Here is a 26,042-nt window from a genome sequence, read left to right as displayed (position 1 = left end):
CGACTGGATCATGTCACGACATGGCCGCAATGCGGTGACCCGACCCGGTTGCCAAAAGTAGACTTGAGATGGAGCAAGCGAAGCCCTATGACAGTTGAAGAGTTCGCGGAAAGCGACGGTCGATTCGATCACCCCGCGCTTCGTGCTCTGTGGCTCGCTGGGCGAGGAGAGTGGGAGCAGGCACATGAGATCGCCCAGTCGGAAGAGAGCCGCGAGGGAGCGTGGGTACACGCGTATCTGCACCGGGCCGAAGGCGACACGAGCAATGCCGGCTATTGGTACAGGCGCGCCGGCCGCCCTGCAGAGACGGGAGATCTCCATGCGGAATGGGAGGCCATCGTGATGGAACTCCTGAATCACGCGAGCTGAACGAACATATTGGAACAACGACCGCCACTCAAGAAAAGGGGATCACCATCGTAATCGCCAGCTGGAATGTGAACTCGATCAAGGCGCGTTTAGAGCACGTAATGAATTGGCTGATGTCTCAGAAGCCGGACGTTTTGCTCTTGCAGGAACTCAAAGGCACCGAGTTCCCATCGGAGGTCTTCAGCGGCTTAGGCTACGAGAGTGTCGCCGTGACCCAGAAAGCCTATAACGGTGTCGCCATCCTCTCAAGATTGCCAATCGAGCACGTCAGCAATGCGCTGTCCGGCGATGAATCAGACACGCATGCCCGTTACCTTGAGGTGATCGTTTCTGGCGTTCGCATCGTTGATATCTACCTGCCCAACGGCAATCCGGTCGGCACCGAAAAGTTCGAATACAAGCTCGCCTGGATGGAACGGCTGCTGGTCAAGATGAGCCAATGGAAAGCTGATGGCGTTCCAACCGTGATTGGCGGCGACTTCAACGTCATCCCCGAGGACATTGACTGCCACAAGCCGGCCTCGTGGGTTCACGATGCCCTATTTCAGCCAGAGCCGCGTGCGCTCTACCGTGCCATGCTGGATATGGGCTATACGGACGCCTTTCGGTCGTTGCATGAAGAGGCCGGGCAATTCACGTTCTGGGACTACTTTCGACAGGCCTTTGAGAACAACCGCGGCATCAGAATCGACCACTTTCTAGTGTCCCCGTCGCTTCGGCCACGCATCGAAGCGTGCGAAATCGACAAGGGACCGCGGGCTCAGCCAAAGCCTTCCGATCACACGCCGGTCCTGCTCACCTTGCGATAGCGAATCAGGCGTAAAGCCTCTTGGCTTCGCCAAGTCTGAGGATGTTGAGCTGCGCTTCGGTCAGCTCAACCTCTTCACAGCAGGTTGGGGTGTTCTGTGACCCATACGCGAGTTCCGCCGACCCCTTCAGAGAACCTATTGTTTCCGCATCGAGCTCCGAATGTTCAAGCAGGCGTGTGAATGCCTCGTCATTGTCGTAGATCGATAGAACATGGTCCAATCCGCGAACCGCCGTGGCGGAAACGCGCAGTGGGCCTTGCATCGTTTTGTTGAAAACCAGTCTGAATAACATGTTTGTCTCTTTCCCGCCTCAACTTTCAGCGCGGTGTAATGCGTTCGATGTAGCCCATAAAGCCAGACCGGAGATGGTGTCAAAAGTTATCTCTTCCCGGTTTGGAAGTCTCAGTGTGACCGCTTGAGTCTTAATCTTCTCATCCAGGTTCGGCTTGGTTGCCAGCAACACCGCCCAGACACAAAGGCAGCGCGAGTCGCACAGATAGATCTCGCCAATGTCGTCGGTGACGACATACGATTCGTCCGGGACTTCGACCATGTCGTACGAACAAATTCGCCGCTTCATCTTTTCAGATTCACATCATAGCCGCCAGCCAGGAGTTTGCCGCGCCTCAATCTGTGGCATCACACCGCGCTTGCCCGCAATGGGCTCGAGCGACCGTCAAATACTGAACCCAATCGGAGGCGATGCCACGCTGCGCTTTGCCGATCGGCATCTCTCCCGAACGGACTTTCGCGGCGAGATAGTTTTCAACGAGATCCTTCTGCTTGAAGTAGCGCTCGCGGAGTGTGACATCAGCTGGCCCACACTCCGGCCATATGTTGCCCATGCCATCCGCGCCGCCGAGTTCCAACGGCACGAGGTGATCCAGCTCACAGGTCTGATTCTTGCCTGAGTTGTTGTCAGGGCGAGGTAGAGCGTACCAGGCATAGGTATCACGTTCTTGAACTTCGCTGCTTTGGCAGTTGCGGATACACCGTGTCCGCCAGGATGGATCGCGTAAAGTATCAGCGGTGATGCCGGGAACAACACCGCCCGGCGTGCATCGTGGATCCGGTTCAGGGTATCCGCCCCGAAGTCTCGCTTGGCAGCTGCCGTCCGCAGGCCATGTCCACGCAGCAAAGTATTGCGAAGCACACGTCACACCGAGACTTGAGCAAGCCTCACTCCTCTCACTTCGATTCTTGGAAGTCTGGCCGGTTCCGGATGTCCCTCGCTCATCGCGCCGCCGATGCTGCTCGACATGCGGCTGTGTCGACTGGTGAACATCGCCGTTCCGCATATCCTTCCGAATCAACGACAGAAAACCGATTCCAAAGACAACAAACAAGATCAGGATCAAGGAGAGAGCAGTACGCTTCATTGCTCTTATCTTAGAGAACCAACACTTCAGTTGGTGAGTTTCGCGTGGCCTTAGGAACGAAGACAAAGTGAAGTGAGGGCGGAAGTCTCCTCCCTGATTTCAGCCGGCGCTGCCGTCTTCCATCACCCTCCTCTGCGGGGACACCCCGCAACGCCCTGAGAACAAGCAACAGCAACTTCAGAGGCAATCCCCGCGTTGGCGCGCAAGCGACGTAACCAGACCTGCTGATGGAGTCCGTCCCTGGCGCGTGCAAGCCGATGGAAAACACTCCGTGCAGCTCCAGGTATTCGCTTTCTCCGGCCTTCGGCCTGCCTTTCAGTCCATGTTTCCCCACAGCCTGCACTTGCGAAGGACATTCAATATCACAGATGGCGATGCGTGCCCCCAGGACAGACCAGGGACACGCGTTGTCATCTCCCACAAGCTAGAACTCCACACGCAATGCGAATTGCAGTACGCGCGGTGCCGCAGCAGCTGTGATCGCCCCAAACGTGGCTGCCGACGCTACGGTCGACCCGGGGTTCGAGTAGTTGGCGCGATTGATCACGTTGAACGCTTCAGTGCGGAATTGGAGACGGACAAGCTCCGTGACGGGGATTGACTTGAATGCGGACGCATCCACCTCCAAGTATCCGGGGCCACGAAGTATGCCGCGGCTGGTGTCCCCGAAGGTGCCAATGGCCGCCTGCTGGAACGCTGCCTTGTTGAAGTATTGCTTCAGCAGGCTGACACCGGCGGGGCGTGCGATCGTCTGCCCGGGGACGTAATCGGCATAGTCGTTTCCTACGCCCGAGAGCGATCGGTCTGTGCCGCTGAGCACAGTGATAGGCGTTCCTGTAGATGCGTTGAGAATCGTGTTCAACTGCCAACCGTTGACGAAGGCCCCCGCAAAGCGAGAGACATTGAAACGGTACACGTCGTAGTTGAGCGCGAGGTTGTAGCGGAGCTTCACGTCGTAGTCGGCGGGTCCTCGAGAGCTATTGAGGTTGAAAGGATTCGGCGGTCCGGTGTTGCCCTCGGTCGCGCTAGAAGTGTTGTCGATGATCTTTCCGTAGGTAAAGTTCGTCAGGACGTGCAGCCCATTCGACACGCGGCGCGTGACGTTTAGCTGTAGCGCGTCATAGTAGGCGTATTCATAGGAGCTGGCCATCTCGACCGCACCAAGCCCTTGATACACGCGGCGCAGTTGCTCGTTCCCCAGTGTGGCCCCCGCACCGTACACCGCCGGATTGAACTGACGCGATCCCATGATATGCTCCGCGTGGTTGCCGACGTAGGCCACAGAGACTGCGGTCGTATTGTTGACCTGATACTCAATCGTAAGATTGCGGTCCTGGATGGTGGCGACGTTGGAGGTAGGATCGAGAACTCCTCCCGCAACGGGTAGTTTGAAGACGTAAGTCGAGAACTGGCTCAGCGGTATGTGGGCCGCAGGGAAGGGATCGGTGGTGCCGGCGAAGAGGTTGTCCCACGGGTTTGCTGGATTGGGGATGGACACAGCGGTGTCGCGTGGCTGGCTCTGATCGGTACGTTGGTACAGAAGTCCTTCCGGGAAGCCGTAAAAGATACCATAGGCGCCACGTATGACCAGCTTGTTGGATCCGCCGATGTTGTAGGCGAAACCGATGCGCGGACCGAGGTTCTTCCAGTGGTTGCGATAGATAGAGGATTGAACTCCCGGATCGCCGATGAACTGAAGGCCGACCGGGGCGCCAGGAGCAACGGTGGATTGATATCCAGGAACGAAGCCGACGAGCGAAGAGTTCAGATCCGTCGGAGGCAGCCACGGCTCCCAGCGAAGCCCCGCGTTGATGGTGAGATCGCGCGTGGCCTTCCAGTCATCCTGCACAAAGAGCGCAGGGCGATTCTCCCGCAGATAGAAGGTTCGCCCATTGTCCTGGGTGAATGTCGATTCATAGCCCAGGTAGAAGTCGGAAAGAGCAGAGCCGGTTCGCGCGCCCGTGAACTGGTTATCTCCAGGGGTGAAGGAGAAGTCGTTTGCGTTGATGCGAGTCCGCTCGAACTCGCCGCCAAAGCTAAGAGTGTGGGCGCGGAGCACTTTGACGATCGTCGCCTTTTCGTCGAAAGTGGTGGAATCCTGTGTCAAGGCCCCGCCCGAGAAGACGTCAACGTAGCCGGAGATATTGTCGCGAATGCCAGGGAAGATCGGCACGTTTGTGCCGAGTGCAACGTTCTGGCCGAGATCCTGCAGCGACTTCAGGCCCGGCGCTTCTGGAATCTGGGTGCGGGCGAACCTACCCGCGGAGATAGTGACCGTTCCGGTCAGCGTCGGGCTAATGGTCTGCGTATCGCTGATCTCGAGCGATTGATTGCGAAAGAGGTTCGCCGCATAGAAGCCCGTCGGCGCGGTAAACGATCGTTGGAAGTTGTCTTGGTTGTAGAAGTAGCGTCCGCTGAGATGATTGCTGCTGCTCAGTTCGTGGTCGATCTTGACAAGGTATTGCGTGCTGTCGATGTTGTTGTTGGGGCTGAGTGTGACCTGCCCGGCAGAGTTGGCGCTGAGGCCCGCAAGATAGGTGTTGTACACGGCGAGGGATAGCGGACTTGCGGCGCGGGTAACAATGTTGCCTGCATAAGGAGTTCCCGTAACGGGGTCCTTCAGTTGCACCGTGAGCGCACTGAAGTTGCCGTTCATTTCGGCGGCCGTGGGTATGAAGAAGGTCACAGGATTGGTGGAGGAACGCTGCTCCTGGTCTTCTGCGGAGAAGAAGAAGAACGTTCGGTCGCGGAGGATAGGGCCGCCGATCGTGCCTCCAAATTGATTGAGCTTGAAGGGCGGCTTGATCGGCGCAAGCGAGCTTGTTGTTGCGGGAAAGTGGTTATAAGCGTTCAGCACCGTATTGCGCAGGTACTCGTAGGCCGAACCGTGGAATTTATTCGTCCCCGACCGCGTCGAAAGCTGGACCAGCGAGCCAGCACCTGGATACTCGGCGCTGTAGTTCGAGGACTGAATTGTGAACTCCTGTAAGGCATCAGGACTCGGGAGAATCGGGACTGAGTCGAAGAAACGGTCGTTGTAGACAGCGTTGTCCAGCAGATAGGTGTTTTCCGTTGGACGAAGACCGTTTACGACAAGGCCGACGTTGTCCTGTTGGCCAGATTCGGTTCCGGTCGAAGTGAGCGCGGTACCCGGCGTCAATGTTGTGAGCTGCAGAGCGTTGCGGCCATTGAGGGGCAGGTCCTTTATCTCCTTCCCATCGATCGTCGTGTTGACGGCAGATGATCCTGTCTCGAGGAGCGCAGTGGAGGCAACGACGTCTACGGTTTGAGCCGAGCCGCCTGCAGTGAGTGAAAGCTGCAGGTCGATAACCTGGCCTGTAAGCAGGGTCAGACCGCTACGCTGTTCGGAGCGGAAGCCCGGCTTTGCGATCTGTAGTTGATACTCTCCGATAGGCACATCGGGAAAGACAAAGATGCCTGTCTGATTGGTGGTTGCCGTGCGCGTTACTCCCGTGGTCGCGCTCGTCACCGTGACCTGGGCCCCCGGGACAAGTGCTGAGGTGCGATCGACGACGGTACCACGGATACTGCCAATGGCCTGAGCAAAGCCGGTTGTGGCAAGGGCCGTTGGCAGAACCAAGGCGAGCATGAGAACAAGAGTGCGACGGAACGACATGCAAATCCTCCAAAGGGAAGGGAAACGAGGCTCTATTTTGAGTATGAAAATATGTGGACAGACACGACGCTCATCAAGAGCGATCCCACCGCAGAGCGCGGTGTTCAAGGAACAGAGGTCAACCTAATTTGAGGGTACCGACTGGATGAAATGCCGTTGTCTACAGGGTCTGTCGGCAACAACAACAAGTGCGAACAACCAGGAACTCAGCGCGGACGCGGGGATGCGTGCCTGCGATGAAAAGCTGATTTCCCTTAGGTGTGTTCATGGACAAACTTTAACACAGCAGCATTGCATCTGCAATTGCTTCAACGTGAAATCCCCTTTGAGAATGCGGCCTCGAGAGCCCGGTACGCGGGATCGATTACAACCAGCCCAAGCTTCTCCTTGCCATCGCTGTCCTCTTCGTTGAGCACCCAGCCGTCCCATCCGCGAGAGCGCAGCAAGGCGGCAAAGGACGCCAACGGGAAGCTGCCCTGTCCGAGAGAAACCTGTTTGCCGTTGGAGTAGTCCCGCATATGAAAAGCCGCGATCCGTTCAAGCCAAGCGCTTGTGAAAGCAAGTACGTTGCCGCCGGCGTGGAAGGCGTGACCGATGTCGAGCAGGAAGCGAACCGGTGTGCTGTTCGTTTCGTCGAAGAGCGAGTCTATCTCATGCAACTGCGAAGTGAACTCCCAGTCGTGGTTATGGTAGAGCACGGGCAGCCCGAGGCTGGAACCGAACTCGGCGGCACGAACCAGTCCTGCGACCTTTTGTCTTACCTTGTCAGCGGATTTGGCCGGAGCGCCACTGAGCACGAGATGCTGCGCCCCGACCGCGAGGGCCAACTCCGCCGTCGGCCTGTAAAGCGATTCCGGCGGCAGAAGGGTCTCGGGATCGCATTTCGCGAACGGAATCGCCAGATGTAGCGCGAAGAACGTCAGCCCAGTGTCGGCGATCCTTTTCCTTACTTCGTTCGCCCTATCGGCATGCGGTGTGAGATTGAAGTAGCCAGTCTCAAAGCCGGTATACCCCGTACTGCGAATCTGCTTGAGAACACCGAGGAACGAGTCGAAATTGGCGGGATCGATCGGCCATGCATTTGTCTGTGCACCAAGCTGGATGGCTGGTTTCCTGATCGGGCCCAGTCCGAATGAGTTAGGGGTATCAATCAAAGCCGCTGCTGAAAGCGAAAGGAAAGCTCTTCTAGTCTTCAATGCTCCGCCTCTCTCGCTGTGTTGTGGCGTGCGATGCGCTTGTAGCCAGGTTCCCCCAGGATGAAGAGCGCGGCAGTCCCGGCAAGCGGCATCAACGCTACGAGCACGAAGATGGGAGTGTAGGAGAAGCGGTCGACGACAATTCCGGTCAGCAGGGGAAACAGCAACCCGCTCAGACCGGCGGCAACGCCGCTGAATCCAGTGACACGGCCAACCTGATGCTCGGGGAAGAGGTCGGTCATGCTCCCAAACATATTGGCCGAGAGGAAGTTGTCCGCTAGCATCGCGACGCCGATCAGCAGGAAGGCGAGGGATGTACTCTGAGTCAGCGGAACCAATAAACTGGCGATGCAGAGCAGGCTGCTGGTGTACATGGTCCACTTCCGGACCCTGTCGATGCGCATGCCATGCCGTTGCAACAAGCCAGCGGCACTCCCCCCGGCGAAGCCGCCGATGTCCCCGAGAAGGAACGGGATCCACGCAAGAAAGCCGATCTGGCTGATGGAGAGATGACGAGCGCTGAAGAGATAGCTTGGAATCCAGTACCAGTAGAACTGCATGACGGGGCCGATAAAGAACCGGCAAAGCATGATGGCCCAGAGTGAGCGATCGGCGATCGAGACTCGCGTTGGCACAGCAAGGAAGGCACTGAAATCTTCTCCACTGCCGCGATCCTTTTCCACGGATTCTGGCTCGCGATAGATCCAATACCACAGCGGCAACCAGATCACGCCAAGCACTGCGACCGACAAGAAGGCCGCGCGAAAGCCATAGTGCTGGAGCAGAAACACGATGAGCGGCGGAGCGAGCGTCGCGCCGATCATACTGCCACTATTGAAGATCCCGATGGCCAGCGTGCGCTCGCGCGGCGAGAAGAGCTGTGAGACAACCTTCAGACCGCCGGAGTAGTTGCCGCACTCGCCCGTACCCATCCAGAAGCGGGTCAGTCCGAGCTGCGTGCCCGTGCGTGCGAGGCTCTGCATGGCGGTCGCACCCGACCACCACAGCACGGCACTCGTCAATCCAAGGCGAACGCCCCAGCGATCCATCAAGGCTCCCATGGGCAACTCGCCGGTCATCATGCCAAACTGGAATCCCGCCACAACGCGGCCATACTGGCTATCGGTGAGATGCAGCACTTGCTTGAGGACCGGCGCCAGCACGGAGACCGTCTGGCGATCGATGAAGTTGATGACGGTGATGCTGAAGAGCAGCGCCAGCACGAACCAGCGCCGCCGCCCTTGTGGCGGAGCCGCTGTCGCGATGGCGATCTCATTCGTGGCGACTTCCATCAGTTGTTTCGACTCGTTGTCACCGGTCGGAACTCGTTGCCGACGAACTCTTCCGACCGTCGCTCACGAGAGGCTGCGGTCGCGTCCTCATGCTTGACCGGCAATAACGGGAAGAGCAACTCCTTGACGCGATAGGCCTCTTCGAGGTGCGGATAGCCGGACAGGATGAAGCTGTCGATGCCAAGGTCGGCGTACTCGAGCATCCGCTGCGCTACCGTCTCCGCATCACCGACAAGCGCTGTTCCCGCGCCACTGCGGACAAGGCCGATACCAGTCCATAGGTTGGGACTTACCTCCAGCGTCTCCGGGCTGCTCTTGACTAGCTCAGCCATGCGCCTCTGGCCTTCCGAGTCGAAGCGGGCAAGACCCTGCTGAGCCTTCGCGACGACATCGCGGTCAACGTAGCGAATCAACTCGTTTGCCGCCCGCCAGGCTGCCTCGGCGGTCTCACGCACGATGACGTGGAGGCGAATACCGAAGCGCAGTTTACGGCCGTGCTTTGTAGCCTCGGTGCGTACCCGGGAGATCTTCTCGGCCACCAGCGCGGGCGGCTCGCCCCAGGTCAGGTAGACGTCCACCTGCTCCGCCGCGAGGTCGATACCAGCGCTGGACGAGCCACCGAAGTAAAGTGTCGGATACGGATGCTGGAGAGCTGGGTAGTAGACCTTTGCGCCTTCGACGTGGAGATGTTTTCCTTTGAAGTTGGATGTGCCTCCGGCCATCACCTCTCGCCAGATTTGAAGAAACTCCGCGGTGACCGCATAGCGCTCGTCATGCGGCAGAAAGATGCCGTCAGCCGCTGCCTCCCTGGGATCGCCCCCGGTCACAATATTGATCAACAGCCGCCCATTGGAGAGGCGATCAAAGGTGGAGGCCATGCGCGCGGCGACCACCGGCGACATGATGCCTGGACGAATCGCCACCAGAAACCGCAGCTTCTCAGTGGCTGGCATCAGCGCCGAGGCCACGACCCAGGAGTCCTCGCAGGAGTTACCCGTGGGCAGGAGCACCGCGTAGTAGCCGAGCTGGTCCACGGCCTGTGCAATCTGCCGCAGGTAGGGCAGGTCGGTGAGCCGTGATCCCTGGCTGCTGCTGAGGTAGCGGCCATCTCCGGTTGTTGGGATAAACCATGAAATCTGCATCGGTATATGCTTTCCGCCTTAGGCTTCTGTATCAAGAGTGGTGACTGCTGTCTGGGACCAATAGGACTTCACGGCAAGCAGTACCGGAACCGAAGCCGTGATGCCGGTCTCGAGTGGGGCGTTCAGCTTCGATCCTTGCGTCACGGCATCCAGGAAGTTTTTCGCGTGCGCGACCTCCAAGCTTTCCTTGGTATCGAAGCGAACCGCTTCGCCTTGCCGTGGAGTGTAGACGTATCCGTCGCGCGCCAGTTCGAGCGATCCGTTCGTGCCCTCGAAGAGAACGGACGGACGGTCGTTGCGCAGAGGAAGTACGGAGCTCTCAAAGTTGAGATTCCACTTCGCATACTTGACGATCGCGCTGACGGTATCCGGATTCTCCCGCCCGTCCTGCAGCTTGTAGATACCGCCCGTTGCGTAGGCCGACTGCGGCGAAGTGTCCTCTTGCATCCACTGTGCCACATCGGCCCAGTGGGTAAAGATGTCCGCCAGGAGACCGTTGCCATAGTCGTGAAAGTAACGCCAGGAGTCGTAACGGACCGTCTTGTAGGGGACCTTTGGCGCCGGTCCCAGAAAGCGTTCCCAGTCGAGCCCGGCGGGCTTCGGCGCATCCGGAATCTCGCGCCGCTGCCAGGAGAAGTCATGCCATACGGCACGGACTTCCACGACATCGCCCAGCTTGCCGCTGCCGAAGAACTCTTCTTTCACGCGCGCATAGTGGGCTCCGCTGCGCTGCTGCATGCCGCATTGAAGGACGCGATGCTGTTGTTTCGCGGCGTCGACCAACACCGGCCTTTCGTGCCAGCGGTGCAACGTTGGCTTCTCCAGATAGACGTGCTTGCCGGCGGCGAGCGCGGTCTTCGCGACGGTTACATGCAGGTGGTCGGGTGGAGCGATCAGCACGGCATCCACATCTTTGCGGGCCAGCAGGTCCTCATACCCGTTGAAGGAGGCCGGCTCGGGAATCTCCGGTGGCAGCGCTGCCAGCACGCGCAGACGGGTCACATCGTAGGTGTCGGCAATCGCGGTGAGACGAGTTCGTTTGTCCTGGAGAAACGCGGCACCGACGATCCGGCCACGGCGTCCGACACCAATGATGCCAACTCCGACCCGGTCGTTCGCGCCCAGGATCTGTCCGTAGGAACGCGCCGTCATGGCCACCGAAGTTGCGGCCACGGCGGCTACCGCGCCGCCCGCCTGCAGAAACTCTCTGCGGTTCATGCCCCTCATGCTAGAAACGCTCCCTTCAGTGCATGGAATGCAGGCTGGATGACCGCCAGTCCCTGCTTGGAGCCATCTTCGCGCTCCTCTTCGTTCATGGCCCATCCGCTCCAGCCGGTTTGTTTCAGTACATCCGCCACCGCCTTGAGCGGGAAGGCACCCTCCCCGAGCGGCACCTGCTGATGGTTCTGGTAATCGCGAAAGTGGATGGCCGTGATGCGCTGCTGATGGGTCCGCAAAAATGCTGGAAGGTCGATGCCCGTGCGGTAGGCGTGTCCCGCATCCAAGAGGAACGAGACCAGCGAGGGGTCGGTGGTCGCGTAGAGCGCTTCGATCTCCTTGCCGTTGTATTTATACTCCGGCCAATGATTGTGGTAAGCGACCTTCAACCCAAGCGGCTTGGCATAGGCTGCCGCGCGGTTCAGGGCGTCGCCCTTGCGTTTGATCTCTTCCGACGTGACGGCAGGCGATCCGCTGAAGATGAGGCGCTCCGCTCCGAGAGCCGCGCCAGCCTGCGCCACCGGCTCGTAGAGTTCGACCGGGGCGATGTTGGTCTGCGCGTCGTACTCTGGCAGAAAGATATGAACCCCGATAAACTTCAGGCCGGTGGCCTCGATCTTCCGCCGGGCCTCCGGGAGCGACTTTGCCTGACTGCGGAGATTGATAAATCCTGTTTCGAAGCCGGAATAGCCGGTGTCCCGAATCTCTCCAAGCGCCGACAAGAACGTGTCGAACGATCGAGGATCGATCTGCCATGCGTTGGTCTGCACACCAAGCCGAATGCGATCTGCGCCAGGGGAAGAGAGATTTGCCTGCAGGAAAGGCCGGTACAGTGAAGCCTTGGAAACAGATGTGAGAGCAATCGCGCCGAGCGAGCTGATTGCTGCACGTCGAGTGAATACAGTAGATCGCATAGAGCTCCAAAAAGTGCTTCAACACCCAAGTGACGAAGGGTATCGGGGAGAGGGCAAACTAGGGAAGGTCTTAAGGCGGAAGAGAGCGTGTTGAGCTAGAGGCAACAACAGAGTCTGCGGGGAGCGGACGCGTCACACGGGACACAGATTGTCTCGACCGTGGTCATCAACTCACTCTATGGCATGTCGGAGCGACGGGTCAAGTATCGGCATGATCGGCGGCCACGACTGGGCGTCGGAGGGCATCGTCAACTTAGCTCTGCGATACGCAACCTAAGAGTGCCGGAAGGCAGATAGCGGCGGAGGCGGCTCACTAGGGAACGGCGATCCCGTAGGTAGTCTTATGCCAGAGATTGAACGCTTGGGTAAGTTGCCGTCTGCGACGAGTTGCTGAGGAGAGATGACGGCGGGACGGAAGGCGGCATTGATCGACTCGAAGGTAGAGAGAAAGCGTTGTGCGTGCTCTGGAGACTGAAAGCGTTTCATCTGTCGTTCTCGCACGCGGGTGGGTTGATGCGAGTTCTCGGCCCGGTTGTTGAGATAGCGACTTTGCCGATGCTCCACCTCGGCCAAGATCCGCCGCTTCGCTGCCGCATAGCTTCGCAATTTATCGGTAACGATCACGCGAGGTGTTCTCCCCGTGGTGTCCAGCAGTTTGCGAAAGAAGCGCAAGGCCGCCCGGCGATCCCGCCGCGGCTGCACCAGGATGTCGATGGTAGTTTCGTTCTGGTCCACGGCTCGCCGCAAGTAATGCTGGACGCCATTGATCTTGAGGAAGACTTCGTCCAGATGCCATTTCGAGCCGATCTTAGCTCGTTGATTCCTCAGCTTAGCGGCGTAGAGAGGGCCAAACTTCCGACACCATTCCCGAACCGTCTCGTACGTGAGCTGGACCCCTCGCTTGGCCATCATCTCCTCGACGTCGCGGAAGCTTAGGGAGAACCGGTAGTACAGCCATACGCACTGCTCCACCACCTCAATCGGAAAACGGTGCCGACGGTACCTGTCATGTGTGCTCACCGCCTCAGCTTCTCACACACGCTGAGTTGACTATGCCATGCGAACCCCGCGTGCATCTGACGTGCCCCCTTTTTCTCACCCATTGATCACTGGAGTTTCCCAGTTTTGTTTTAGCGTCGAGATGATCTCGCCGCCGCCGCGGCTGTGCGGATGTGGGAAGCGTTCTTTGCTTTCCACATCCGCATAGCCGTACTGCTGTCTGAACTCCTGTGGCGTGCGGTGGTCCAGCGAGCTGTGGGGCCGCTCGCAGTTGTACTCCTCGCGCCAAGTGGCCAGAGTACACCGCACGTCGTTCAGTGTCCGGAACCACGTTGCGTTGAGGCACTCGTCGCGCAGCCTGCCGTGGAAGCTCTCGACGTGGCCGTTCTGCATCTGGATGTGCACCAACCCTACCTTCCAGTCTTCAGCCCAGCCGATCATGCGGCGCGAAGTGAACTCCGGGCCATTATCTGAACGTACGTTCTCTGGCCGGCCACGTTCGGCGATGACCCGCTCCAGCACCCGCGTCACGCGGCCCGAGCCGAGGCTGGTGTCGGCCTCCAGCGCCAGGCACTCGCGCGTATAGGCATCGACCACACTGAGGATCCGCACCATCCGACCGGTCGCCAGACCGTCGACGATGAAGTCCATCGCCCACTCCTGGTTGGGCGCCGTCAACCGAGGCTCGGCGCTGCGATCGCGCACCATACGCTTGCGTCTCTTGCGTCGCACCATCAGCCGCTCTTCCACATACAGCCGATAGACCCGCTTCACGTTCACCTCGTAACCTCTGCGACTCAACAACGCGTGCAGACGACGATAGCCGTAGCGCGGCTTCTGCCGCGCCAGCGTCACCAACTCTTCTCGCAACTCCGCGTTGCGGTCTGGTCTCGGTTCATACCGGTAACTCGACCGCTCCACGCCCAGCAGCTTGCAGGCCGTGCGTTCGCTCAGGCCATGTTCAGCCTGAGCGAACGCCACATCAGCTCTTAGACCGGCAAGCTCCAGCCGTTTTTTCGGATCACACCCTTCAGAGCTTCGCCATGTAGACTCAGCTCCGCCACCAGCATTTTCAGGCGGCGGTTCTCGTCCTCCAGCGCCTTCAACCGCTGCGCCTCGGCGACTTCCATCCCACCATACTTCTGCTTCCAGCCATAGAACGTCGCCGCGCTGATCCCGTGCTCACGACACAGATCCGCTGTCTTCACCCCAGCCTCGCCCTGCTTCAAAATCCCGATAATCTGCTCTTCCGTATACCGGCTCTTCTTCATCGCTTCCGTCCTCTCAAATAATTTACGAGAGAGCTCCAACTTCAATTGGAAGAAATTACAGGGAGCAGGTCAGTTGAATTGCCGGACAATCTGATGCAAATGCCAGATCCAAGGCGGGTAGCCCTGATCGCGCTGGCGCTCGAAGCATATCAAACTGGTATTTTGTCACATCATGAGAAGAGCACTCTTCTGGAAATGGGGCGACTTTAACTTGACGGTTTGTTGAAGCAGCAGCAAATCATGTTTGGCGCTTACGGAACTGAGGATCTCGCCAATGATATTGCGACGCTATTTGAACGTGAACGGCCCAAGTAAAGGGCTCGTCCGCCACTCTGAAAGCCGATTTTCACGCCGATTCTACGTACATCTGCATCAGTTTTTCGACCTCTTCTGGCATTGATCGTGCGAGGGAGGCGTGCGGTTCGGTCATCTGGATTGAGTTTGAGAGAGTATTGCTGAACTCGGCAAGAACCCTCGTAACCGCGTACTGCTCCAGGAATCGCTCCTCCACGTCCGCGAGAAAGTCGTTTAGGTCATCTGTAACCGCCGGGAAAGCCGCGAGATCCTCCACTAAGCGGTTTGCAAACTCAGCTTCAAGTGATTCAAGGAGTTCGATATCCGCGTCAGGATCGAGACATCGGACACGGGCCCAATCGCGAGTAAAGCGGACGATTACATCGTCTGCTTTAGTCCCATCCTCCCGGACCTGCCGCAGGATGACACCGATGTTCACAAACTCTCCCCTTACTACGTTTGGGACGTAGCGAATGAGAAAGAACTCGCACGGGACACGGTCGCTCAAGGAGCGGCTCCTGGAAAGGCAGTGAAGCTATTATGGCCGAACAACACGACCAGCTTCAGCCGTCACAGCCAGATTATTACCGAGATTGTACTGCCAACCCACTCACTCCCGATATCAGATTCATGAATGTTTTTTGGCGTAGCGGCGCGGCGAGCTTTGTGTGGCTGTCCAGTTCGGGAAGGGAGTGCGATCCGAGTTTCTGAATGCTAGGATGAGTTCCCTGATTCGAGAGCGGCGGCGAATCAGGCGATCAACAAGCGTGTCCGCTGCATCCTTGTCTGCTCCGAACCACTCCGGGGGCACTGCCTCTACGATCTTCCAGATCGTTTCGGGAGACATTTCCTCAAAGCGTTCAAGCCAAGGGGAAAAGCTGGACCAGCCCGTCACTGGACCGTAGACTGCGTTGAGTCTGTAGATCCCGCGCAACGGAGCATCCTCAAACTTCCATTCCGCTTCGCCAAAGCAGTAGCCGTGATCAATGAAGGCGACATCGTATTTCGACCTCGTACTTTTTTTTGAGAAGACCACCTGTCGCCAGTCGCAGTTATTGGTCCACTTGTCGAGGGCCAGGATGCCAGAGAACTCGGCGAGGTTATTAACCTCTCGCAGTCGATCCGGTGTGAGAACGTCGATCGCTTTCGAAATAAATCGCGATCCGAAATGTAGTCCAGGGCGACATCGTTCAAGGCGGCCTCTGCCGAAGTCCATCTCAAGGTTTGTTGAATGAGAGGCGAGCCATGGGTCTAATTCAATCACGCCAAACTCAGGTACGGTTAGACCTGCCACCGATGCCAGACTCGATACGATGAACTCGTTGGCGAGGACGCGAAGATTTTGCGGATTGTTCTGAAACTTAACAACCCACGGGTTTCCATCTGCGCCGAGCATGAGATGAGCTTGAGAGCCTCCCCTCATTTTGCGGATTGCCTGCACTGCAAGAATCGCCATAGTCTACCCCGCCAGCATGTTCGCGAAGGTTAGTGTGCAGTAGTCACGCTCGTTCTCTATCGCTCCGAACGTTGCGAGGTCTATCGCCTCGATCCGGAGCGAGGAATCCCTTCCAGCAGGCGTGGCACTCCCAAGGAAAGAAGCCTAGCATCGGCATCACGACTTGCTCGATATACCCTTTACGTTCCGTGCGACCTGTGCGGCTTGAACCACATTTCGGGCAGGCGGGCTTTTCCATTGGTATATCTCCATTTGTGAATAGAATTTAGCGGTTCGAAAGTAGCTGAGGATATTTTGGCTAACAAGACTGAAGTGCGCCCTGATGGTCAATGAAAGAGGTTGGGGTTTGCATAACAAGCAGCGCTCTCGATGGGCTATGAGGTCCGACTGGGCTTGCTCACATTGCTCTTGATACCAGTCGAGACGGACCAGGTCTCTATTGGAGATCGGCTGGGATGCGATCTCCCGCGGTTCCGCAAGCTCTATACACTCCGTACATGTGTGCGATGCACTTGAAAGCATTTGAGCTGAATGGGAAGGCTGTTTGTGGAAGGTTCTAGCGATAGCGGGAATAGCGACACTCATCTCTCCTCCATCTGGTTCGTCACAAAGGGATAGGAGATAAGGGCCGTTTGGTGGCAGACAAACAAGTGAAAACGATCGGCAATGTCCAAGGGACGAAGCCGCAAAAGCTATGTGATGGTCGCTCAGATAATGTCGTCTATCCGACCCGCCTTTTCAATATGGGAGATAGTACGAACGAAACCCAAACTTGTAAAGCGGAAAGTCGGCCACCGGCGAAGTTTATTCAGGATGCTGAATCCAACTTGCCGACCGCTTCGAAGCCGCCGACCTGCCGCCCTGGGAAAATGACCCAAGGGGGGCGCTCCCTCAAAGCCCGTAGACGTTGGGATCATGTGAAACAATCGACTCGGGGGAAATGATGGCACCGGATCAAGAAATCGTGACACGCGCGGCACGCTTAGTGGGCATGGGTAGGAATGTTGGGTGCTCGCTAAGTTTGTGTAAAAATCCGGATGGATCGGCCTACATCAAACCTATGGTTCACGACGAACCAACCGATTTACCAGATGGTACCTACATAATGGCTTTCGGTGAATACACGATTGAGTTGCAAAAATTCGGGGGCTGGATTGTCCCTAATCTCACTCTAGAGCCAACGGAGGCGACGACGACTGTCTAGTAATGCTTTCTGTTGTCGTCACCCAATCGACGCTTTCCTCTCCCTTGTCAAGAAAGGAGGGCTCGGTGTAAGGTCCATACTTCAACTTAGGGTCTTTGTTTACTAATTCACCGCCTCAACGGTTGACGGTCACCCGCCGCTTTTGCGGGCCAGGTCGCCACATGCGGAATCTGCGGACGCCGTCCCTTTTCAATTGGGGTTCCATCAGCCCATCGAAGACACAGCGCATATGCTTGGCCCGCTTGTCTGGGCCGGTTCGATACTAGTACCGAGGATTTTGCCCGCGAGACACCGCGGTAGCTCTGCCCGGCCATTGAATTCTGCGTGCAGAGTCAAGATGGCGCGCCCGGAATGAATGCCCGCGTGATCGGTCATCAGAACGTCTCGTGGGCCGCGCTCGATTTCGAGCTTCCACCCGGGCGTGCTCCCAACGGCTGCGGTTGGAGAATGCGTCGAACACGCTGCCCATACGCATCTGGATCCCTCGGACAAGAAAGTCCAACACTTTAGGGTGCGCTTCACGGAACTCATGGAACCGCCGCGATTCAGTCGGCCCAGCCGGCGGCGGCGCTATCGCAGCATCCGCATTCCTGTCGGCGTCTCTAAACGAGTCATCGAGGGGTTAACGTGTGAGAGTCACGTCGGGACTCCGCAATACACAATGCGATCCACCCTGACTGGCCCGCACTGGATTGACACTGTGACACCGTTCCTAAGCAGTCATGACCTTAGTTTCTTATGTAGGCGGTCCGACCCTATGGGCCATGTCGGCTACCGACGGAGTGCCGATAGAGAGTTGAAAGAGGCGCAGACCTTCATATTCGACAAATTGATAGCTGCCTACTCTTCAATTGGCCACTCTTCGGGGTGGCCACCTTTTGTTGCCACCTTCAACCGGTGGTATTGGTCCGGGGTAAGGTCCAAGACGACCTGCGCCGGACGCCGCGACCCGGGACTATGTTTCCTATTGGGAGGCGCTACGGAGCCTGGATGCCCACCGCTTGAACTGGACTTTCGAGACGAGGCAGCAAAACGGCTAGGCGCATGACTAGGAACGGTCAAGAGGCGGAATGCACGGCTATGCAATTTGGCCGGTTTCATCCGAAACTGCGAGCCCGGACAGTAGCGACCTGAGTTGTTCCGAGGGAATCTCGTCCAAGGCGCTTTCGACCATTGAGAGTTCATCATAGAGCTCGGCAAGATGCGAATACCTGCCTCCACTGTCGGATGAAGTATCCGCGCCGCCTTCGGATGCGAGTAAGGCAACAAGTTGCGTTCGTTGCGTTGCAAGAAAGATTGCATGAGCCCTTGTCATTCGGAGACCCTAGCATTCGCAGACAAGCACCCGCGACCAAAAAGAGGGTTCGGTAGAGTCTGTCGTAACTGGCGGAAGGTATCTGTCGGGGTTAGGTTTCGAGTACCGGCGGATCTCCCACTGTTGCCCCACAGGATAGGTGCTCACAACGAGCAAGCCCCGATCTCCGCTCGCAAGATATTGCCCGGTCCCAGCAGCCAGCACGAGGACGTCTTCGGCACCGACCGTCACATCGTGACCACATTCGCCGCCCAACGACTATGCTCGCCGTTGGCCTCACATATGGATTGTGGAACGGGTGAAGGCCTAATGCGAACGGCATTCACGATACAACCCCAAGCACGACCGCAATGGAGGCATCAAGGGTGGATGCTAGAACCAGTCTCATAAATACCCAAGGGCTGTGATCTGTTACATTCTGGAAATGCTCTGAGCGGTTCCGTGTTCGGCCATGACTGGACGTTGGGAGTTGACCGAAGAACAGTGGGTGTTGGTTGAGCCGGTGCTTCGTCCGGCTCGTCGCGAGGATAACCGCGGACGTCCGTGGCACGAGACCCGTGCCGTGTTAAATGGCGTTCTTTGGGTGCTCGCTACCGGGGCACAGTGGCGCGAGCTACCCGAGAATATCCTCCGTTCCAGACCTGTCATCGCCGCTTTCAGCAGTGGATTCGCACCGGCAATCTCGAAGAGGCGCTGCGTCTGCTGGCGAGGCTGCTCTACGAACAAGGAAAGCTCAACCTGGAGGAAGCGTTCGTCGATGCCACCTTCGCGAGCGCGAAAAAGGGGGCTTCGCGGTCGGCCCCACGCGCCGGGGCAAGGGCACGAAGATCGTCGCTGTCGCCGCTGGCAACAGTCTTCCTCTCGCCGTATCTGTCGCGAGCGCTTCGCCTGCCGAGTGCAAGCTTGTTGAGGAAGTTCTTGCCGGAAGCTTTCTCGACGACCTGCCCGCGCGATTGATCGGCGACAAGGCATACGACTCCGACAAGCTCGACCAGAAACTCAAAGACGAATACGGCATCGAGATGATCGCCCCGAACCGCCGCAACCGAGGCAAAACGCAGGATCGGCGCAAGCTTCGGCGTTACAAGAAACGCTGGAAGGTAGAACGCCTCTTCGCCTGGATGCACAACTTCCGCAGGCTCGTCACGCGTTGGGAGTTCCACATCGAAAACTTCCTCGGCTTCGTCCAACTCGCTTGCGTCCATATGCTGCTCAGACGTTTATGAGACCGCTTCTAGACTCGCTTCTCACTTTATGACCTCCATCAAGCAAGCCTCATACTTGACTCTGCTCACCGCGAGTTTCTGAGGAAGGCAATTCCTTCGACTTGCCCGACCACACTTTGCAGCAAGTCTCAATCGAACTCTTACCCCGACGTGCCAGTCACCGGCTAGGCCCTCTAGCCACGAGGGGGTTGCGTTGCAGCCCCTCAGCCTCCGTCGGCCGCCCGCGGCGGGCGGCAGGTCCAGTTCCCTACCCGTGCACCTCTCCCTCTCTGAAAGACATCGGAAAGGCGACGATGATGGACAGACCGAATCGACAGTTCGCAACATCCTCGCCAGTAACGAAGGCAACACTCTACGACGTATGCGTTCTAAGTGATCGAGGAATGCTTCCTGGTCACAATCGGATTCCCGTTCGCCATATACACTTCGATCTGACGAAGTAGGTTCACCACCTGCTCCGGACTATGCTTCTTCCCACGTGCCATACAATGCTCCTTTGTTCCAAGTCTTCATCGACTCCACTGGTACAAAGGAAGTCAGGCATTCCCAAATGTGGTGTTTGCCCAAGATTTATGTGGGGTTGAGCGCAACACCACTTCAGCTGCCATCGTAATCGGGCGAGCGCATAGCGGATCGCCTTCACCACTGAGAGATCACACGAGCCCGAGTTGGACCTGTTCAGGCTGGGCATTTAGTTGGGCAGAACGGAGTTGATAGGGATTGCCTGCGATTTGACCTGATAGCCAACCCCATTTGGATGAAAATTGTCCCCGGAATTGAGATTTGGAATAAGGAAGTCGGGATGATCAGGACTAGCAAGAGCAGCTTCAAAGTCTGCGATGCCGACAACTCCGGGCAGAGTGAGCCCGGTCGTCTTAATCCAGGTGTTCACGAGTTGACGCTGCACGTTCTCTGGATTTCTCGGCCCGGGGTTGATGTCGCCAGCGAAAGGTCCGCCGTCATTGACAGGGTTAGGCCCATAGTTTGGACTACTGGATGCGATACAGTAAGAGGCGGGTGCGATAGTACCGAGGATAACGCGGACCCCGACGGCGTTGGCTTGTGCAACCATGTTCTGAAGCGAGGCTTCGACTTCTGTGGCCTCGCCGCAGGCGTCCAGCCGGAGGTCTACTTGGCCCAGATCTATGACAACCGTCTTTATACCCGGCTGGTGTAGGACATCCCGCCCGATGCGATCAACCCCGGGTGAACCCGAAGCCGAGCTGCTGGTCGGCCCGGCGACCTCACCGAGGATGCCAGCATTGAGAACGCCGAGATGGAATCCGCTCGCATTCAACGTTCGTGCGAGAAAGTCGGAGATTCGGTCATCGTCCTGGCCCGGAATGGCGACATTTGTTACAGGATAGGCGTTGGCATCGCCGAAGTCAGAATTGTGGCCGTCGATCGTGGAGCTTCCAAAGATAGCGACTGTTCCCTGATACTCACCATATACGTCCATTCCGCTGAGGAGAAACCACTCTGTGTTCGCGTCAATGAGAGAGAGACCTGCGCCGTCCGTAGTCGCATTCCCTGTGTTGACGGGGGAGCCGTAGTTTGTAATCACCTGAGAGTCATGTTGATTCAACGGCGCGAAGGTACCCTTCACATATGTAGTAACGGCCATCTTCTGTCCAAACTGATAGGTAAGGCTCACCGGGTCTGAGGCCACCTCGGTGCCGGGATTGATAGTAACGGAATCATTCCCACTAAATGAGAGAGGGACATCGTTCGCGGTGTCGATTGCGGGAGGAGTTGTGGCAATGGCTAGACGGGCTGCGCCGATAGTGACGGGCGCAGTACCGAAATAATTTGAGAAGCGGATGCGCTCTTTCGTTCCCGAAACGGTTGGATAAAAGAAGGAGCGAAACGTCTGCTCGGCCCCGCCAGGATTTGCCGCCGTGGCGGCAGCGTTTTCGGGGGAGGCACCCCAAGCGACCACCCAGAGATTGGCGCTCACCGAAGTGTTCCCCGTCAGAGTATTCGATTTGGAGGAGCAACTGGTAATAGCGGCAAGACTGAACGAGAGCAATATCAGCAAGGGCATATTTGAGTGCATTCGAGATTGACGCGTGACAACTTAGGAATGTTGCAGTCGTTTGAAATCTATGGACGACTTTCGCCATCTATTTGCCTACTATCAGGCATGGGCGAGGAGCGAACATCGAAAGCCCGGATGCGAGAGTCGGGACGCATATGTTGCTTCTGCAAAGTGCCGCTAGAGTCCCCTCCCGCCAAACGCGGCGAACGCTACTGCGAACGGTGCGAGCCTCGACGGAAGGTTTATATGCAGTTCCTGGAGCGACCCGAAGAGAGTAGGTTCGCTTCCTAAAACCAGACCTCAAACCCCGCTCTCTCGAAAGTTCATCTTCCAAGCCTCGGCGAAGATCCGTGAATTGGCTTCCCGGGTGGCCCTGACAGAAAGCTATCAGATTAAGCTGGCGATTCAAACCGCGCGAGGTTTGGAGTGGCTGCGGTCGGTCGTGGCCCAACTGGCCGCGATCAACCTGCTGTACCGTTAGTCGCGGCGATCCTCCAGGCTCCATAGATCCTCGAAGAACGCCACAGATTCTACTTTTACGTCGCGGGCATTCGCGGATGACTCTGGTACGGTTGAGAATCGGACTCCCCATAAATCCTTGCCGTGGATATCTAAAATGAAGCATTCCACCAGAGCGATTCCCCGTGTCTCCACATCTGTCGGAGAGTATTGTGGTCTGCGACGTGTACGACGGTTTTGGTGCGCTAACTGCAAGACACGGCCCTTCGCCGCAGTGAAATCCGACGTATCCGCGTCCAAGCGCCGCACGCTTCATTTATAAAACCGACCGCAGCCTGGAGAGTGGATAGGTCCGTGACGGCAGCAGCTTTCAGGAGATGACGTGCCGGCAAAGACGGTCACTCCCGGGAGTGACCATCGCCAAGTTGTGCGGGTGCAAAGCTCTTCGACTCATCGTTGATCTATCGGTATCTCTCAAATACCGGCCATAGACCATTCGTGCGATGCCAAAGAACCGCTCATGGGGTCAATCACGCGCGGTCCGGTCGCGCGGCACCGCATCACAGTTCCCGAACTCTCGGCGCAGACATCCAGCCACGTCGCGAACCGCGTGAAATAGTGGACGCCAAAGGCCACCGCGAACGCGCCACCGAGGGGGAGCGGCTCTGTGGCAAATTTAGATAGGGAGGCGGGAGTCCGGGACGTTGCGCTAGCTTTGGAGTTCAGGCGGGTTGGAGTTCGAGTCATCCAGCGATGACTGCGGCCGCCTCCGCCAGCGCCCCGACACCGACGCCGAAAACACGTTCGACCATGCGCGCCTCGCTGCGGATGTCCTGCATGAGGCTGAATATCGCCGCCTGACCCTCGCGTAGCACACGGATCACTTCAAATCCAACGATGGTCGCGTAGGCGGTATTCAACGTCTTGAAACCCCGAACTAGACGGATCAACTGCTTCAGCGCGCTAGTATCGGCCCCGACCACATTGTTCAGACGCTTGACCTGTCGATGCATCGCTTTCTCAGAACACTTGCCCTCAGCCTCCAGTTCTTTCATCGCGATCCCGTATCATGGCGCTCCGTCGGTGTTGATGATCTCCGGCTTTTCCCCATCCTTCACACTGTTTAGCGCCTTACAGAGGAAGTGCTCCGTCGATTTCAAGTTCCTTCTCGGCAAGAGATAGAAACCGATCGTGTTCCCTGCTTGCATAGAGTCCGATACAGATAGGTCCACTTACCACGCACTCTCACGTAGGTCTTATCGACCAGCCAGCTTGTCGACCGCAGGCGAAGCCACTGCCAGCGCAGCCGCTTTAAATCTCCGGCGCGTACTTCTGAGGCCAGCGATACATTGTGGAGATCTACGGGTACCCCGCGTTCGCCTATCATCTGCTACGGCATAAATTGAGATGACTAACCCACACATAGTGTCACAATGCTGTGGATATGTCCCCCACCCCAATCACCTCGCGCCCTCTCCCGTTACACTTAGCCATCTACACCATCACATGCGCACGCCGCGCTACTAGAGGGCAACGTAGCGTTATGGACTTTCACAGTTACTTCGATGAAAGTGGTCTAGCAGCAGAAGACAATTTCTTCATCCTTGCTGGCTGGAATGCGCGAGTAGAAGTGTGGGAACAATTCAGCGATGCTTGGCTAGATATCTGCGAACAACACCCATCTATTCCGTTCTTCACAACAGATAAAGTTACTGACCCGGAAAAGCGTCGCGATTTAGCTGAAGTTATCGCCTCCCACAATCTTGATGGCTACGTCTGTCTAGTACCTCGCGCAGTATTCGACACCAGACCCAAAAGATTCAAAGGTCTATTCGGTAGTCGTCTCTATGATTGGGCATTCGCGGATGCAATCATGTGCGTTACTACTCGCCAACGAGAAAAAGGCGAGACCGGCATTATTGATTTTACTTTCGAACATCGTAACGAGTTGAAAGCTGCTATCGACCCAGACATGATGCGGCGATGGAAAAGCGCAATGCCTGAAGAGTTGCGTAGGCTTGTGGGTACACCTGTTGCAAAGCACGATGACGAGTTGCCACCATTGCAAGCTGCTGACATGCTCGCGGGCGAAATCTTGCAGCAGTTGCGATTTGGTGAGCCCTCCGATATTTGGCCGTTATGGAAAGATCTTAAGATCGGTCGTTCGATAATGCCAGTTGAGAACGCGCTGAACATGAACAACACACTGAAGGTCGCGTCTGCGATGGAGACTTTGGTGCGCCTAGCGATTAAGCGACTTAGAGAAGACGGCTAATCGCGACACTCGGCGAGTATCATATTCCCATGCCCAACGAGCCAGCGCAGACCCCCACCCCAACATCTCCCGAATACGACCGCTTCACATCTCTTCTCGGCCGTATTGTCGCCACGCCGAAATCTGTCATCGACCAGCGCGAGAAGGAAGAGGCGGCGGCGAAAGCATGGCGGGCCGGACACGGCATGAAGCAGACTCGTCAGCCCAAACGCGGGATTGCGGACACATCAAGTTAACCTGCGTCTCGATCAGTGTAGAGAATTCCATCCATCACGCTCTCAAGATGCTTGATCTCGCTCTTCAGAAGATCAAGTTGATACTGCGTCACTCGTGGACTGTTGTCTCGCTCTCTAAGCAAATCATCGACGGCGCAACGCAATTGTTTCTCGCGCAGGTCTCGGTCTCGATCGTGCCCGAGGACGAACACCATAGCCAACACAACTACGCACCACATTCCGAGGATGTCCCTGTAGATTTCCCATGTTAGGTAGCCCTGCGTGAACATCTGCCACGCTGCTACGCAGACCATCGACACAATCGCCAGAACGCCCCAGAGAGCGGCTGACCAGCCCAATCCCATGAGATATTTGGTGCGGTCATATTCGCGATCTTCGTCAATGTCCCGCTTGCATCGACACTCTTGACCGTCCGGCAAATGGCAGTCCGACCCGATTCTCCTCGGCATCCGATATCCTTTAGCGCTGTGTCTTATGCGACACAATCAGCCGTCAGCATATCGCCATGCTTGAGAGATGGCAACCTCCAAGGCAGCGGAAGTCTCGGTCGGCGGTTCTCCCGCGAGCGACGATATCTGCGTGCGTGTAGGAGAGCGGATTCGGAACCTGCGAGCGTCGCGGGGATGGTCGCGACAGCTTCTCGCCGATCATGCCCAGGTTGAGCGATCCCACCTCGCCCGACTGGAGGACGGCAAGCGCGAAGCCGGTCTACGTGTTTTGGCTCGGATCGCCGATGCGCTAGAGGTGGAAGTAGAGACGCTGGTGAGCCGGAAACCGTTGACTTGAAGATCGCTACTACTGTAGTCCTGAAATCATGCGAAGCCCCCATCTTACTGACGAGTACCTTGATTCGCTTTCAGCCGACGAATTGCATTCTGTACTGTTGCAACAGAATCGTCTTTTAGGCGAATTGATTCGCGAGACCTGTACGCTTTCTCTTGAACGTATGCAACACGCAGAAGTTGATGATCGTGCTCAGGTTCAAGTGCAGGAATTAGCGGCGTCAGCAAGATAGTTAAGTCGGCCACGGTAGCGGTTAGGCCGAGAATCAATTCATAAGCCTTGATTAGTTCCAGCCTCAGGTCGTCGTTGGTCATCATTCAAACAACTATATATAACCGTGTGTCAAAAAAGATCCACCCACAAGTCCCGCAACGCCCCACCGCGCCGACACGCGACACACTCACCAGCGCTCACCCTAAAAGCGCAACGCGGACACCTCAACCAGCCCCCGCGCCGCGCTCCCATTCATAGTCAGTTCCGAACCTAGCTTAGTGAGTTAGCGGTGAGATTTCTTCCCTCCACTCCGCTTT

Annotated in this window: 20 protein-coding genes and 3 pseudogenes; 6 read left to right on the top strand and 17 right to left on the bottom strand. The window is 57.2% G+C overall.

From position 1 onward, the window contains the following. Positions 1-87: 87 nt before the first annotated feature. Both OHL18_RS22615 and xth read left to right on the top strand, forming a co-directional pair. Positions 88-369: a hypothetical protein gene (locus tag OHL18_RS22615; RefSeq protein WP_263377143.1), complete on the top strand. Its 282-nt coding sequence runs from the start codon at positions 88-90 to the stop codon at positions 367-369. Beyond that, complete coding sequence (gene xth, locus OHL18_RS22610; protein ID WP_263377142.1) at positions 327-1,178, top strand: exodeoxyribonuclease III; 852 nt, start codon at positions 327-329, stop codon at positions 1,176-1,178. The genes OHL18_RS22615 and xth overlap by 43 nt, the downstream gene beginning before the upstream one ends. A 4-nt stretch (positions 1,179-1,182) precedes the next feature. Here the strand turns inward: xth and OHL18_RS22605 are convergent, their stop codons facing one another. The 13 genes and pseudogenes from OHL18_RS22605 to OHL18_RS22545 all read right to left on the bottom strand — a co-directional run bounded on the left by OHL18_RS22605 (position 1,183) and on the right by OHL18_RS22545 (position 15,976). Beyond that, positions 1,183-1,470 carry a hypothetical protein gene (locus OHL18_RS22605; RefSeq protein WP_263377141.1) on the bottom strand — a complete coding sequence of 96 codons (288 nt, stop codon included), beginning with the start codon at positions 1,468-1,470 and terminating at the stop codon, positions 1,183-1,185. 18 nt (positions 1,471-1,488) lie between these two features. After that, on the bottom strand, positions 1,489-1,758 hold the full coding sequence (locus tag OHL18_RS22600) for a hypothetical protein (protein WP_263377140.1): 270 nt from the start codon (positions 1,756-1,758) through the stop codon (positions 1,489-1,491). 46 nt (positions 1,759-1,804) lie between these two features. Further along, the gene (locus OHL18_RS22595) at positions 1,805-2,053 is read right to left on the bottom strand and encodes a hypothetical protein (RefSeq protein ID WP_263377139.1); all 249 of its coding nucleotides are present in this window, start codon (positions 2,051-2,053) and stop codon (positions 1,805-1,807) included. A gap of 928 nt (positions 2,054-2,981) precedes the next feature. After that, entirely contained in the window at positions 2,982-6,194 is a 3,213-nt protein-coding gene (locus tag OHL18_RS22590) for a TonB-dependent receptor (protein WP_263377138.1), read from the bottom strand. Between the two features lie 308 nt (positions 6,195-6,502). Next, positions 6,503-7,348, bottom strand: coding sequence for a sugar phosphate isomerase/epimerase family protein (locus tag OHL18_RS22585; RefSeq protein ID WP_263377137.1), 846 nt, complete (start codon positions 7,346-7,348; stop codon positions 6,503-6,505). A 38-nt stretch (positions 7,349-7,386) separates the two neighbouring features. Next, positions 7,387-8,682 carry an MFS transporter gene (locus tag OHL18_RS22580; protein WP_263377136.1) on the bottom strand — a complete coding sequence of 432 codons (1,296 nt, stop codon included), beginning with the start codon at positions 8,680-8,682 and terminating at the stop codon, positions 7,387-7,389. Continuing rightward, positions 8,682-9,824: an FMNH2-dependent alkanesulfonate monooxygenase gene (gene ssuD / locus OHL18_RS22575; RefSeq protein WP_263377135.1), complete on the bottom strand. Its 1,143-nt coding sequence runs from the start codon at positions 9,822-9,824 to the stop codon at positions 8,682-8,684. Before ssuD ends, OHL18_RS22580 begins: the two co-directional genes overlap by 1 nt. 18 nt (positions 9,825-9,842) lie before the next feature. Continuing rightward, positions 9,843-11,042: a Gfo/Idh/MocA family protein gene (locus OHL18_RS22570; RefSeq protein WP_263377134.1), complete on the bottom strand. Its 1,200-nt coding sequence runs from the start codon at positions 11,040-11,042 to the stop codon at positions 9,843-9,845. A gap of 5 nt (positions 11,043-11,047) precedes the next feature. Next, on the bottom strand, positions 11,048-11,956 hold the full coding sequence (locus OHL18_RS22565; RefSeq protein WP_263377133.1) for a sugar phosphate isomerase/epimerase family protein: 909 nt from the start codon (positions 11,954-11,956) through the stop codon (positions 11,048-11,050). A 313-nt stretch (positions 11,957-12,269) separates the two neighbouring features. After that, positions 12,270-12,976: pseudogene (locus OHL18_RS22560) on the bottom strand (IS6 family transposase). 75 nt (positions 12,977-13,051) lie between these two features. Beyond that, positions 13,052-14,226 (bottom strand): IS3 family transposase gene (locus OHL18_RS22555; protein ID WP_396275123.1). Its coding sequence is split into 2 segments (ribosomal slippage): positions 13,052-13,974 and positions 13,974-14,226, totalling 1,176 coding nucleotides; the frame shifts between segments, so codons are not numbered across the junction. A 346-nt stretch (positions 14,227-14,572) separates the two neighbouring features. Further along, entirely contained in the window at positions 14,573-15,028 is a 456-nt protein-coding gene (locus tag OHL18_RS22550; RefSeq protein WP_263377132.1) for a DUF3037 domain-containing protein, read from the bottom strand. Positions 15,029-15,148: 120 nt separating this feature from the next. Beyond that, the gene (locus OHL18_RS22545) at positions 15,149-15,976 is read right to left on the bottom strand and encodes a HipA domain-containing protein (protein ID WP_263377131.1); all 828 of its coding nucleotides are present in this window, start codon (positions 15,974-15,976) and stop codon (positions 15,149-15,151) included. 2,970 nt (positions 15,977-18,946) lie between these two features. Between OHL18_RS22545 and OHL18_RS22540 the strand changes: the two are divergent. Beyond that, positions 18,947-19,721: pseudogene (locus OHL18_RS22540) on the top strand (IS5 family transposase). Positions 19,722-20,412: 691 nt separating this feature from the next. On the opposite strand, the gene OHL18_RS22535 reads toward OHL18_RS22540, so the two are convergent. Continuing rightward, on the bottom strand, positions 20,413-21,678 hold the full coding sequence (locus OHL18_RS22535; RefSeq protein WP_263377130.1) for a GDSL-type esterase/lipase family protein: 1,266 nt from the start codon (positions 21,676-21,678) through the stop codon (positions 20,413-20,415). A gap of 1,400 nt (positions 21,679-23,078) precedes the next feature. Beyond that, a pseudogene (locus tag OHL18_RS22530) lies at positions 23,079-23,608 on the bottom strand (IS6 family transposase); the annotation flags it as partial. Between the two features lie 153 nt (positions 23,609-23,761). Here OHL18_RS22530 and OHL18_RS22525 point away from each other — a divergent pair. After that, complete coding sequence (locus OHL18_RS22525; RefSeq protein ID WP_263377129.1) at positions 23,762-24,493, top strand: DUF3800 domain-containing protein; 732 nt, start codon at positions 23,762-23,764, stop codon at positions 24,491-24,493. Positions 24,494-24,522: 29 nt separating this feature from the next. Beyond that, complete coding sequence (locus OHL18_RS22520; protein ID WP_263377128.1) at positions 24,523-24,729, top strand: hypothetical protein; 207 nt, start codon at positions 24,523-24,525, stop codon at positions 24,727-24,729. On the opposite strand, the gene OHL18_RS22515 is transcribed toward OHL18_RS22520, so the two are convergent. Further along, the gene (locus OHL18_RS22515) at positions 24,726-25,178 is read right to left on the bottom strand and encodes a hypothetical protein (protein WP_263377127.1); all 453 of its coding nucleotides are present in this window, start codon (positions 25,176-25,178) and stop codon (positions 24,726-24,728) included. The two genes, OHL18_RS22520 and OHL18_RS22515, sit on opposite strands and share 4 nt — an antisense overlap. A 67-nt stretch (positions 25,179-25,245) precedes the next feature. On the opposite strand from OHL18_RS22515, the gene OHL18_RS22510 reads away from it, so the two are divergent. Then, a complete protein-coding gene (locus OHL18_RS22510; RefSeq protein ID WP_263377126.1) occupies positions 25,246-25,515 on the top strand; it encodes a helix-turn-helix domain-containing protein in 270 nt (89 codons plus the stop codon). A gap of 44 nt (positions 25,516-25,559) precedes the next feature. On the opposite strand, the gene OHL18_RS22505 is transcribed toward OHL18_RS22510, so the two are convergent. After that, entirely contained in the window at positions 25,560-25,829 is a 270-nt protein-coding gene (locus tag OHL18_RS22505) for a hypothetical protein (protein WP_263377125.1), read from the bottom strand. Positions 25,830-26,042: the final 213 nt, after the last annotated feature.

Origin of the sequence: Granulicella aggregans, from assembly GCF_025685565.1 — a bacterium.
Lineage (GTDB): Bacteria > Acidobacteriota > Terriglobia > Terriglobales > Acidobacteriaceae > Edaphobacter > Edaphobacter aggregans_B.
The sequence above is the reverse complement of the archived record's forward strand: the minus strand, read 5'-3'. Positions and strand labels throughout refer to the sequence as shown.